General features: G+C 41.7%; 9 protein-coding genes. 3 read left to right on the top strand and 6 right to left on the bottom strand.

All coding sequences use genetic code 11. The annotated features are described in order from the left end of the window. Nucleotides 1-90: 90 nt before the first annotated feature. The 5 genes from QMG11_RS11505 to QMG11_RS11485 form a co-directional block, all read right to left on the bottom strand. Nucleotides 91-1,731, bottom strand: coding sequence for a helix-turn-helix domain-containing protein (locus QMG11_RS11505; protein ID WP_281836126.1), 1,641 nt, complete (start codon nucleotides 1,729-1,731; stop codon nucleotides 91-93). 27 nt (nucleotides 1,732-1,758) lie between these two features. Beyond that, nucleotides 1,759-2,913, bottom strand: a complete 1,155-nt coding sequence (locus QMG11_RS11500) for a MalY/PatB family protein (protein ID WP_281836125.1) — start codon at nucleotides 2,911-2,913, stop codon at nucleotides 1,759-1,761. Nucleotides 2,914-3,078: 165 nt separating this feature from the next. After that, a complete protein-coding gene (gene malX, locus QMG11_RS11495; protein WP_281836124.1) occupies nucleotides 3,079-4,644 on the bottom strand; it encodes a maltose/glucose-specific PTS transporter subunit IIBC in 1,566 nt (521 codons plus the stop codon). Between the two features lie 742 nt (nucleotides 4,645-5,386). After that, complete coding sequence (gene brnQ, locus QMG11_RS11490) at nucleotides 5,387-6,670, bottom strand: branched-chain amino acid transport system II carrier protein (protein WP_281836122.1); 1,284 nt, start codon at nucleotides 6,668-6,670, stop codon at nucleotides 5,387-5,389. Between the two features lie 781 nt (nucleotides 6,671-7,451). Continuing rightward, nucleotides 7,452-8,168, bottom strand: coding sequence for an HAD family hydrolase (locus QMG11_RS11485; protein ID WP_281836121.1), 717 nt, complete (start codon nucleotides 8,166-8,168; stop codon nucleotides 7,452-7,454). Between the two features lie 269 nt (nucleotides 8,169-8,437). On the opposite strand from QMG11_RS11485, the gene QMG11_RS11480 reads away from it, so the two are divergent. From QMG11_RS11480 to QMG11_RS11470, 3 genes are all read left to right on the top strand, one after another. Beyond that, nucleotides 8,438-8,917, top strand: a complete 480-nt coding sequence (locus tag QMG11_RS11480) for an FKBP-type peptidyl-prolyl cis-trans isomerase (protein WP_281836119.1) — start codon at nucleotides 8,438-8,440, stop codon at nucleotides 8,915-8,917. Between the two features lie 448 nt (nucleotides 8,918-9,365). Next, the gene (locus QMG11_RS11475; protein ID WP_281836118.1) at nucleotides 9,366-10,883 is read left to right on the top strand and encodes a sodium-dependent transporter; all 1,518 of its coding nucleotides are present in this window, start codon (nucleotides 9,366-9,368) and stop codon (nucleotides 10,881-10,883) included. A 41-nt stretch (nucleotides 10,884-10,924) separates the two neighbouring features. Continuing rightward, nucleotides 10,925-11,023: a MetS family NSS transporter small subunit gene (locus QMG11_RS11470; RefSeq protein ID WP_281836116.1), complete on the top strand. Its 99-nt coding sequence runs from the start codon at nucleotides 10,925-10,927 to the stop codon at nucleotides 11,021-11,023. Between the two features lie 114 nt (nucleotides 11,024-11,137). Here QMG11_RS11470 and QMG11_RS11465 read toward each other — a convergent pair whose 3' ends face one another. Beyond that, the gene (locus QMG11_RS11465; protein ID WP_281836115.1) at nucleotides 11,138-12,526 is read right to left on the bottom strand and encodes an amidohydrolase; all 1,389 of its coding nucleotides are present in this window, start codon (nucleotides 12,524-12,526) and stop codon (nucleotides 11,138-11,140) included. Between the last annotated feature and the right edge of the window lie 262 nt (nucleotides 12,527-12,788).

Here is a 12,788-nt window from a genome sequence, read left to right as displayed (position 1 = left end):
GGTCTTTTGAACAACCATATAAAAATGATTTTGCAACAATCAACGAGAAATTTTACTATATTTATCTATACAGTGTCAAGTACTTAATTTTCAACGCTTAACGAGGTTTTTTGCCAGGTCCCTTTCCACTGTTTTCTTCAGTTTCCACAGGGCATCCAGGTAGGTAATTTCATCCCTGAGAGCCAGGATAATCACGTTCTCCTCCCCGCCCCTGAGAGGAGTTATCAGTATCCCGCTTTTCACCACGATATTTTCATCCCCTATATAGTAGCAGGAGAGCTCCCTTCCCTTAAATGCATTGGCCTTGATATAACAGGAAAAATCTACTCTTTTCCTGATTACCCCCTTCTCAGCAAGGATACCGCCCCCTGCTTCCACTACCTCCTCTACACTCTTTCCAGAGACCTTCTCTTCCAGAAGGAGGTCCTCCAGCTTCACCATCTCCTCCGACTTGTAAGGTATGATCCACCTGCCATACTCCCTTAAAAGTTCATGAGCGAGCTTCCCCTCATCCACCTTCTCTGCACTTCCCTTAATTATATCCATGAGCTTTTCCAGCTCAATAACCCTGTGACCCACCTGCTCTAGCTGATCCTCTATAAGGTTTTTGATATAGGTCATCTCCTCCCCCCTCAGCCTCTCGCTGAGAAGTTCATCCTCCCTACATACATTGTAGATAATCTCTCCAACATCCCCCACAGGTGCGAAGTCCCCTTCAGACTTCAGAACAAAGTTATTCTTCATCCTGTAGAGGGCAGATGTGAGGTAACCGGTTATCTCTCTGAAGACCTCTTCACAGAAGATCTTCTCACCTAAACTTCTCTCCACTTCCCTCAAGAGTCCCAGGGTAAAGAGCTCTATGGCTACTCTCTCCTCATAGTAATCCCCCTTGGAGGACCCGCTCAAAAAGTACTCTGTAAGGTGAAGGGTCTCATACTCCAACCCCTCCCCTATATACTCCTTCATCACCTTCTCTATCTCGGTAAACTGGCTGGTTTTCCTGAGGAATTCACTGTTGTGCTTCCTGAGTATATACCTGCCCTTCCCCACTCTAAAGAGGGTAGCCCATAGGTAGTACCTCATTATCCTCTTAAACTCAGAGGAGAATTCCTCCTGAAGCTCCCCCTCTATCCTCTCCAGTACCTCCTGAGCCCTCTTCTGAAGCCCTCTCCTCCTACCCTCTATCAACTTTACTATTCTCTTCTCCAAAGGATAGGGAGAACTCTCAGACCTATCCAGATACTTCATCATCTTCATCATCATAAGGTGTCTCAGCTTCTTCTCATTCCCCCCTATGAACACCCTGTTGCCCTCATGTTCAAAGGAGAGGCCATACCTCTCCAGCTCCCTCTGAAGTTCCGACATATCCTTCTTAATAGTCGTCCTGCTTACATCCAGCTCCCTCTCCAGGTAGCTGAGCTTAGGCTCTTCACTAAAGAGAAAGGTATTCATTATATGCTCTCTTCTCTCCTCATTACTATATATATACTCCCCATCTTCCAGGGAACACAAAAAACCATCCGCCTCTTCCCTTGTAAGAGAGACGGACAGCTTCTTATTTTTTTTCATTATCTCCATACCTGTATATCTCTTCAGGTAGTAGTCCAGGTTCTCTACACTGTACCTGAGGTTCCTCTCGCTGTCACCCAACTTCTCTGAGAGCTCCCTTACAGTAAGTGGGGTATCCACTATATTCAAAAGTATATCTATCTCTTTTCTTTTCACTCCCATATCTCTCCCCCTATGAGGGATTATACACTATTTTTTTGTATCCAGGGCTTTTTTTATTCCCTCTATTCCCCTTCTGAGTTTCTCTCTGCTGCATCCCACATTGAGTCTTATCCTGTAGGGATCTCCGTAAAGCTCCCCGGACATTATGGCCACACGCCCCCTCTCGATTAAAAGCTTCTGAAACTCTTCAGGTTCAAGTCCCGTCCCTTTAAAATCTATCCACATAAGGTAGGTAGCCTCTGGGATATATACTTCAAGTCCCCTGTAGCCATCCAACTCCTCAGCTACCTCCCTCAGATTCTCATTGATATAATCATTGAGACCGTCTAGCCAGTATTCACACCTGTTATAGGCTGCAATTGTTCCCAACACACCAAATATTGAGGCTGTAGATACACCATCTATACTTCTTGTGTGTTCCACAAACTCCTCCCTTATTCTCCTCTGGGGAATGATAACATAGGATCCGCCCAGGGCAGGAATATTAAAGGTTTTTGATGGGGATGAGGCTACTATGGACACCGAAGTATCTACGTTCAGCACCGAGGTAAACTCCCTTCTGGTCACATCCATGTGTATCTCATCTGAGATAAGATAGGCACCGTATCTCTTGCAGAGATCCACCAGCCTTTGAAGCTCCTTCCTGCTCCATACCTTTCCCGTGGGATTTTGGGGATTACACAGAAGAAAAGCCTTAGCCCCCTCTCTAAATCCCTCCTCTATCCTCTCAAAGTCCGTTTCAAACCTTCCCTTCTCTCCCTCCTTCAACTCCACCTCATAGAGCTCATAGGGTTTTACCAGCTTGGTTAAACCATCGTATCTTGGAGTATGGGTCATAAGCTTGCCGCCCTTACCTAGTATCATCTCTAAAAGAAGACTCACAGAGTAGAGTACTGAGGGTGAATAAGCCACCCAGCTTTCCTCTACCTCCGCTCCGCACCTGCTGCCATACCAGCCCCTTACAGATCCCTTATACTCGGTGTGATTCCACCTGGAGTAACCAAAGACCCTGTGATCCACCCTGGTTGCCAGCTCCTCTACAATCTCCTTGGGAGATTCAAAATCCATATCTGAAATAGTGAAAGGGATAAGGTCACCACTTCCCTCTCCAAACCTGTCCTCTATATAGTCCCATTGGGTACAATAGGTACCCCTTCTGTCTACCACCTTGTCAAAATTCATTACTTCCTCCGTTACCCATCTGATCCTTCCTTTAAAGAAATGAGCCACCAATCTCCACTAATTTTTCGAACTCCTCAAGGGATGAGCATTAAAGCTTTCCCACTCAGTTCCAAAATTAGCTTCAATCAGCGGCTTATTCTACTTCTATTTAACTGCTCCTTCTTTTTAGATGAGCTTCTGCATCTGCTTCTTCATTACCTGTACCTTGGTACCGATAATTACCTGAACATTGGTGTCGCTAAGTTTTACCACATTTACAGCACCAGCTGATTTAACAGCCTCTACATGTATTACATTTGCATCTTTTACCACAAGTCTTAATCTCGTGATACAGTTATCCAGCGTTACTATATTTTCCTTTCCTCCCAGGGCTTCAAGCATGATCTTAGCTGTATATCCCGCCATATCCCCGCTGTCCACAGCATTACTTGCCTGATCCGAGTTATCCCTTCCAGGAGTGAGGATATTGTACTTCTCTATATACCACTTAAACACCGTATAGTATATCCCGAACCAGATTCCTCCCACTGGAATCACTAGATACCACTTTGTCCACATCCCCTGAAGTACCCCAAACACAAGAAAGTCTATGATATTTCCGTCTGTATTTCCGATGGCTACTCCCAGCAGTCCCATCACCATAAATCCAAGACCAGTCATCACCGTATGGAAGAGGTAGAGTGCCGGTGCAATAAAGAGGAAGATAAACTCGATAGGCTCAGTTATTCCCCCTACTGCTGCTGCTACAACTGCTGATATTAGAAGTCCCTTGACCTTAGTTCTGTTCTCAGCAAATGCTGATCTGTACATAGCCAGTGCTGCTCCGCTCAGACCAAAGATAAAGGTAGGCATCTTCCCCTGGGAAAGAAATCTAGTATACTCTGGCGATACGTGGGACGGCCCCTGAGCAAACTGATTGTAGAAGATATTCAGTGCCCCGGATATTGTCTCTCCGCTGCTTGTAATAATCTGTCCTCCTGCCTCAGTAAACCTTATTGTAGCCACCAGGATGTGGTGAAGTCCAAATGGTAGTAGTAGCCTCTCCCCCGCTCCAAAGAGGAATGGTCCGAAGATCCCTGCCTTCTGTATCCCAGCTCCCACTGCTCCTATTCCTGCTGCAAAGTATGGCCAGATAAGAGGTACTGTAAGCCCCACTGCCGACATTACCACTACAGTTGCTATTGCTACAAACCTCGTTCCTCCAAAGAAGGAGAATGCATCTGGCAGCTCTATATACTGAAACCTCTCGTGGATAAAGTAAACCAGTATACCAACTATAAGCCCACCCAGAGCTCCAGTATCGATACTCTCAATTCCCATTATCATCTTTTTATCTGTTACATCCATAATTCCTCTGGCTGTAAGGTGAAAGTTCACTCCCAGCTGAAGAGATATATATCCAATAAGCCCTGCAAAGGCTGCTATTTCCTTATTCTCCCTTGCCATTCCCAAGGGGATAGCCACAGCAAACATCAGTGGTAGAAATATAAAGGCAACCAGACTCACCTTGATCATAAAATTAAATATAAACTGTAGTACTGGATTCCCTAAAAAGGGAAACATCTCTATAGTTGTTCCTCCAGTAAATGCAGCTCCTATTCCCAGCAATATCCCCATGGCTGCAAGAAGTGCCACTGGAAGCATAAATGTCTTACCTAGACTCTGAAAAAACTCCCAGCCGCTTACCCTGCTCCTTTCAGCCCCCTTTACATTAAGTGCCTCGCTACTCATAACAAATCCCTCCCTCATTAATTCTTGTACAAAGTATACTTTTATAGGTTGATTTGTTCAACTTAACTTTTCCTTCTCTTTTTTCGGAATAAAAGTTTAAGGTCATCTACGTTCATTTCTTGTCTTGATATGCCATTTTTCTAAAGTTTACTAAAGCAAACTAAGAATAAAGGTAAAGCGAACCAAAGAAGATCAAGACCTCCAGTAATAGTCTTCCTTAGCGGCGTCAGAGCTTCCGTTTCTTTTTATAGGCGCTAGATAGAACCTATTCTGTATGACGAAACGAAGCAAGATATACTGTGAAGCTCAACGACCACCTGCAGTCACCTATTTTAATTTATCGTTCCTTCCTCTACCTTCTATTTCTACTCAGTCAGAAAGAAAACATGAAAAGAGGCATCCCTCACAAAATACAGCGACCTCAAAGTTTTACAGAGATTCTCTTTAAACCAGTCATGAATTACACTAATCCTTACTCCCCCCTCTTTAAATCGATATAGCTTTGTACTCAATCATCTACTAGGCCGCCACACAAATTAAGTTTATCGACTGCTGTACAGTATGTTGTACTTCTTAAAAGGGAGATTGTAGCTTACCAAGGTCGAACATTAACAATATCACCCTATGAGAATTATTAAAGAGGGGCACATTTTCTTTGATTCGTTTCTTTTGGGTGACAAAAGAAATGAATAATTAAGCAATAAAAAAAGAACCCCCGAAGGGGTTCTACCTATTAATCTAACTATGCACTTGCAAGTACTGCCTGCTTTCTTGTCATAATGTGAGTCACTACACCAATTGCTACTGTAGGTACCACCCATACAAATCCCTGTGATGAAAGTGGAATGCTTCTGTAGATTGCTTCCATTACAGCTATATCTGTACCATCAACAATGATCTGAAGTAAAGCTAGGATTCCAGCTACAGTTACACAGCTACGTCTTACAGCCTGTACATCAATTCCAAGGATTCCTAGGAAGATAAGAACTATTGTTATTGGATAAAGAATTCCAAGAATCGGCTCAGCGATTATTACTATCTTATCTACTCCAAAGTTTGCCATGAATGCAGACAGTGCACACGATACTACAGCCACCTTCTTATAGTCCATCTTGTATGTCTTTGAGAAGAACTCAGATACAACCATTGTAAGAGCTATTGCAGTTGATAGACAAGCTGCTATTACACAGATTCCGAAGATCAGGTTTCCATACTTTCCAAGGAATAGTGTTACGAAGTTAGCAACAAGAGCTGCTCTTGAAATATCTGCTGGGAAGTGTTGGTTTGCTGTTGCTCCCAGGTAGAAAAGTCCAAGGTAGATAATTGAAAGTCCCGTTCCAGTTACGATACTTGCCTTCTTGATGATAGAAGCTCTCTCCTCCTGCTTCTTATACCCTCTTACAGTTAACTCTGCAAGTATAACCATACTGAATAGTCCTGCCATGATTCCGTCCATCGTCTGATAACCCTGTGAGAATCCAAATCCAAAGGCGTTATCGCTTACATGAGGGGTTCCCGGAGCAGCTATCTTATTTGTAGCTCCTAGGTATATCATAGCCAGTACAATAGTAACAATTGTAGGAGTAAGGATCTTACCAACTCTGTCTATAGCCTTAGAAGGATTGATAGACATATACAGTGTCACACCAAAGAATATTATCGATATGATTACAGGGCTTATGTGGAAACCTCCAAGGTTTGGAAGTAATCCAAGCTCATAAGCTGTAGCTGCTGTTCTTGGAGTATTTGTAAATACCACAGATGCCATAAGTAGAAGAGAGTACATAGTGAAGAATAACTTAGATACCCCTCCTGCAAAGTTTTCAAAGTTACCAACCTTATTCATAGTAAGAACACCAAGTACCGGTAAACCAATTCCCGTAAGAGCAAATCCCATGGCTGAAGTTATCCAGTTTTCTCCCATAGCAAGACCTATACTAGGAGGAAATATCAGATTTCCTGCACCAAAGAACATTGAAAACAATGCCAACCCTATTACCAACCAATCAAATTTTGTTTTTTTCACTTCATCCACCATCCTTAAAATTAAAGTACCACCAAAAAAGTCTTATGTGTGCAAGTAGAACTGTTCTATTTAGTGTTCTCTCTTAATCTCCCAAAAAACCTCTCGAGTTGTAACTGTTTGTTTTGTCTTGAAATCAATAATTTTCGTTCTGTTATTGAACTTGAGTGAATTATATGACAAAGTGAACAATGTGTCAACACCGTTTTCTTAAAAAATTAAACCACAGTATACTAAAAACTTCTCTAGCCCTTGAATTTCAGGCTCTAAAAAAAACTTGAGTTTTTTAAGTTTTTTGCGTCCATCTAAGGAGACTTATGTTCTTTTATTAATAAAAGTGATCGTAAATTGATATAAAATATAATTAAAACATCATATACTTCACAATCCATCTGCCTTTAACACCTTCTTACCCACCAAATAATCCTGCTACAGCAAACTCTGTCTTTTTACAACGGACTTCACGAAGCGGCTGTTATACCCCCTGTTATATTGTTGAAAGAACTCCTCTGAAGTTTTACCTACTCTTCCTCTGGTATACCACTACACCAATTATCCTTCAGCCCCATTATCCGAATACACTATATCGCAATTAGTGTGCTTTAATATCACTCCATTGACCAAGGGGAATATCTACCAAAACTTCCCTATGAATATAATAAGGGATAACCTGGGGTTACCTGAGGGTAGAAATTAATACATAGATATAAAAAAGGAGCTGCTGTAAAATACAGCTGCTCCTAAACCTCTATAGCTCTTCTATCTTTTTTATCTTCAACCTATCCTAAAGCACTTCCACACTTGGATCCACCTTATAGATAACGTCCTTTCTCTCTATTATGATGTCGACCTTCTCTTTCAGGCTCTCATCCTCTCTAAGAACCTCTATAAGCTCCTTGGAAGGGTTTATAGCTGTAGGGTGCCCCACAAGCTTCATCATACTCAGATCCCCCATGGTATCTCCATAGGCATAGGAACCAGCCAGATCCAGATCATACTTCTCCACAAACTTGTTTATGGCCTTCATCTTGTTTGCCGAATCCCACATGGGAGATATCTCTCCAGAGAACTTTCCCTCCTCCACATGGTACTTGGAACCACAGAAATCATCTGCTTCCCACTTCTCAGCCATTCTGGATACAAGGAAATCCGGGCTTCCCGAGATAAAGATCACCTTATGCCCCTGCTCCTTGTGCCACTTTATTCTGTCTCTGGTATAGGTATATACCCTGCTGCCCTTGAGCTCCATCACCTGGTCTGCCACAAAATCATTGTACTTTAGTGAAAGTCCTCTGATGGCATCTACATAGGTCTCCGCCATTCCCATGAGGTACATGTCGTAGTCTCCCATTCTCTCATCCCATTTTTTAAATGACTCCTTTACCCTGTTCTCATACTCCTGTATATTAAACAGTTCGTATTTTATAAGCTTTTTAAAGTGTTCCTTTAAAAGGGAGTCTCTGTATATAGTCCCGTCGATATCAAAAAATGCTGCCTTCATATTTGCCTCCTTCAAGCCCTTGCCTTACCTCTCTCTTTAAAAAGTAGAACTTCCCCTTGGGGATACTTTCTTCTATTATACTATAAATTCCCCCTATAATAAAACACCTCTCTCTCCTTCCCGTAAAAGAGGGGAGAAAAATAAAGGATTCACAGAGAGGGAAGGTAAATAGTTATAGTTGTCCTTGGGGCAAATTTAAATATGAAAATAGTCCAGGATATGCTACTATTAATAGGAATTAGTAAATGCCTAAAAGGAGGAAGTAAAAGATGAAAATTGAAGAAGGTAAAGTTGTATTTCTGAACTTTGTTCTTACAGATGAAAAGGGAGAGATCCTTGAGGATACAAAGGAAGTAGGAGATTTTGCATATATCCACGGAATGGGAGATTTCATTCCAAAGGTAGAGGAAATTCTTGAGGGAAAGACAAAGGGATATGAAACTAAATTTACCCTTACCCCTGAGGAGGGATATGGAGATTACTCCGAGGAGCTTATCTACGAGATGGCAAAGTCAGACTTTGCTGAGTTCGAGGATATCTATGAGGGGCTTGATTTCCAGGCTGAAACCGACGAAGGGATCATTCCTCTGACTATCATCGAGGTAAAGGAGGATACTGTAGTTGCTGATGGTAACCACCCATTTGCAGGAAAGACTATCACTTTTGACCTAAAGGTAGCTGATGTAAGAGAGGCTACTCAGGAGGAGCTAGAGCACGGACACGTTCACGTTGAGGGGCACTGCCACTAAAATTAGAGAGACCTTTTCACCTAGGGTGGGGGTCTTTTTTTTATTTTCTGTCATCCTATGCTGGACTTTTATAACAATTTTTCAGGAAACTCAAGAAGTTATTACCCTCCAATATTTTAAAAAATATGTTCGGTTTTTTATTATATAAATACTATATTTTAAAGGATTTAATTAAATAATATCAACATTAATTTGTTCGATATAACCGAACTAAAAAAAACTCAATACTTTTTTATGGTTACATTTATATCAAATTTGTAGTATCCTCTTCTAAAGTTTAATTAAAGTTAACAATAATTACTAATTGAATTTTATTTTTAATAAATTATTTGATTATAGATTTTGTAAACTAAACGTATTTAACGTTTATAAAATTATAAAAAATATTAACTATTTTCACTACCCATAGTTAATACAACCAATAGAAGAACAGAAGAGGTGATTTGTCATGAGTAAAAACAGAAGTGAATGGAGTTCCCGTACTGGTTTTGTACTTGCAGCCATCGGGTCAGCAGTTGGTCTTGGTAACATCTGGAGGTTTCCCTATACCGCCGCAAGCAATGGAGGAGGAGCCTTCCTCATTCCCTACCTTGTAGCCCTTTTAACAGCAGGTATTCCCATCCTTATCCTTGAATTTGCCATGGGACACAGGGTTAAGCTCAGTGCACCAGGGGCATTTAAAAAGCTAAACAAGAAGTATGAAGTTTTAGGTTGGTTTCAGACCCTTATTACTTTTTTCATCTCCACATACTATGTGGTAATTGCAGCCTGGGCAATGAGTTATGCAGCATTCGCCCTAAAAAAAGCATGGGGTCAGGACCCAGAAGGTTTTTTATTTAATAACTATCTTCAGCTGACAGATTCACCCCTCCACCTGGGAGGGATCAACACTAAGATCCTTATACCCCTTTTAATTGTCTGGGGTATCAACTATATTGTTTTAAAACTTGGAATTAAGGACGGACTGGAAAAGGCCAATAAGATATTTATGCCCCTCCTTGTTATCTCCCTGCTGATCATTGTAGTGAGAGGAGTTACACTGCCGGGAGCTGTAGATGGTCTTCAGTATTTCTTTCAGCCTGATTTCTCAAAGCTATCCGATCCCAAGGTATGGCTGGCAGCTTATGGGCAGATCTTCTACTCCCTCAGTATCTGCTTCTCAATTATGCTTGCATACTCAAGCTACCTTCCAGAGGACTCGGATATTGTTAACAATGCCTTTATTACAGCCTTAGGAAACTGTAGTTTCAGCCTCATCTCAGGTATAGGAGTATTCAGTATCCTTGGTTATATGGCTTACTCCCAGGGTGTGGGTGTGGCAGAAGTTTCCTCTGCAGGGGTAGGTCTTGCCTTTGTGGTTTTCCCTAAGGCTATCAATGCTCTTCCTGGCATCAGTAGTACCATTGTAGGGGTTACCTTCTTTATGTCTCTGATATTTGCAGGTCTGTCCTCCACCATCTCTATAATGGAACCAATAACTGCAGCTATCTCAGATAAGTTTAACGTTACAAGGAAGCAGGCCCTTGTGAGATTTATCGCCCTGGCTGCTCCTCTTTCCCTTATAGTTGCCACAAAGGGAGGTCTCTACGTTCTGGATGTAGTGGATTACTCCACAAACCAATATGGGATCATCATTGCGGGAATCATAGAGCTTGTTATTCTGGGGTGGTTCTTTAACACAGAGAGCATCAGAGAATATGCCAACAACCTTTCGGATTTTGGTGTGGGTAAGTGGTGGACTATCTGTATAAGAATTGCTTCGATTATCCTGAGTGTTATGTTAATTCTTAAGATAGTCAACGAGGTGAAGAGTCCCTATGGAGGATATTCATGGACGGTTCTCGGAATCTACGGCGTGGGTGTAATGGCAGCTATGATTATAGGAGCCTTTGTCCTTACAGCCAAAAAGGGTTCCCAGAAGTTTGAGGAGAGTATTGCTACCGACCCTTTGGGAAGGGAGATTTAAATCACTACTAAAATTAATTCTTTATATAGAGGAGGAAGTCTATGAGTACCGATGCAGTTATAACAGCTCTTATAAGTATGTCTATTCTTTGGGGTGGTTTTGCCTTCTGCCTGAGAATTGCCATAAAAACCGATAAGTAGAATTTATTCAAAATATGTAAAAATAAACACTCAACCAAAAAGGTCCGGAGAATAATCTCCGGACCTTTTTATTTCCAATCTTTCTATCCTCTATTAAGGATAAGAAGAAGTTAACTAAAGAGTTTCAGCTATCTTCTCTACCCTCTCACTAAACTCCTTCATCATCTCTCTGGACTTTCTCTCATCATATGTAATAAGTTCCTTCCCTCTCACTACAACCCTACCATTTACAATAACTGTATCTACATTGGAGGCATTAGCTGAGTAAACTAGTGCTGAGTATGGGTTGTAGATAGGGACCATATTAGCCGACTTTGTCTCTACTATAACTACATCTGCTAGCTTCCCCTTCTCCAGAGACCCCAGTTCATCCTCTCTGTGGATTGCTCTGGCTCCTCCGATTGTGGCCATCTCCACTACCTTTAAAGGAGGCATTACAGATCTGTCCTTGTTTGCAAGCTTATGCACCTTAGCCACATATCCCATCTGCCCTATTATGTCCAGTGTATTTCCGCTCATAGGACCGTCTGTTCCCAGACCAACCCTTAGACCCTCATCGTGCATCTTAAGTGCCGGAGATACTCCCTTAGCTGATTTTATATTGGCAACCATGTTGTGAGCTACCCCCACATCCCTCTTCTTCATAAGCTCTATATCCGAGTCCGTCACAAAGATCGAGTGAGCTGCTATAAACCTTTCATTTAATAGACCTATGGAATCCAGGTACTCTACCGGTGTCATACCGTATTCCGCCTTAAACTTATCAAACTCCTTCTGTGTTTCAGCTACGTGCATGGAAACTGGAAGGTTGTACTCCTTGGAAAGATCCCTTATGATCTCCAGATCCTCCTTGGTTACAGTGTGTGGTGCATGGGGACCGAATCCCGGAGTAATAAGCTCATCATTTCTATACTTTTCTATAAACTCCTTAGCCAGCTCTATCTTAGCAGCACCATCCTTACCGTCAGCTGTAGGATACTTTATTATATTCTGTGTCATTATTCCCCTAAGGCCGATCTCCTTTACAGCTTCTGCAGCACTCTCCTCATAGAGGTACATATCTACCATGGTAGTTACTCCCCCCTTGGCCATCTCTATACTTCCGTGAAGGGCTCCCAGGTATGACATCTCCTTTGATACCATCATATTTTCCAGTGGGAAGATATATCTGGTTAGTCTGTCAGGGACATCGTCAGCCAGACTTCTAAATACCGTCATAGATACATGGGTATGGGTATTTATCATTCCAGGCATTATTATTCCCCCATCTGCATCTACTACCTCCTTAGTCGAGTACTCCTTGGCAAGGTCCGCTCCCCCTACCTCAACTATTCTGTTCCCCTTAACTACAACTACTCCCTCTGATATTACCTCTCTCTCTCCGTTCATAGTAAGCACCGTTCCATTCTTAATGACTATATCGGCCTCCTTGGTGTCTACGGCATTTCTACTCATACACCCTCCCAATACAACCATCGCCAACATCAAAATAACTCTTTTCATCCTTCCTCCTTAAAAATAACTTTCTAACCTTGGCTATGATTATAGCACTCCCCTCTGATATTACAACAACAAATATTTTTATCTCCAGCTTCCGAACAAGCGTTTCTATTTAACTGTCTGTAATATAAACATGTTATTAATTTTTTAAATGGTTGTACTTGGAAACTATGAATAATTTAAATGCTATTTCTTGATTTTTTCCAGCTTTTATGATAATATTGTAGAAATAATTTACAATACTTATTTTGCAGGTCAACATCTA

Origin of the sequence: Propionigenium maris DSM 9537, assembly GCF_027925155.1 — a bacterium.
Classification (GTDB): Bacteria; Fusobacteriota; Fusobacteriia; order Fusobacteriales; family Fusobacteriaceae; genus Propionigenium; species Propionigenium maris.
This window is presented reverse-complemented; position numbering and strand designations above follow the sequence as displayed.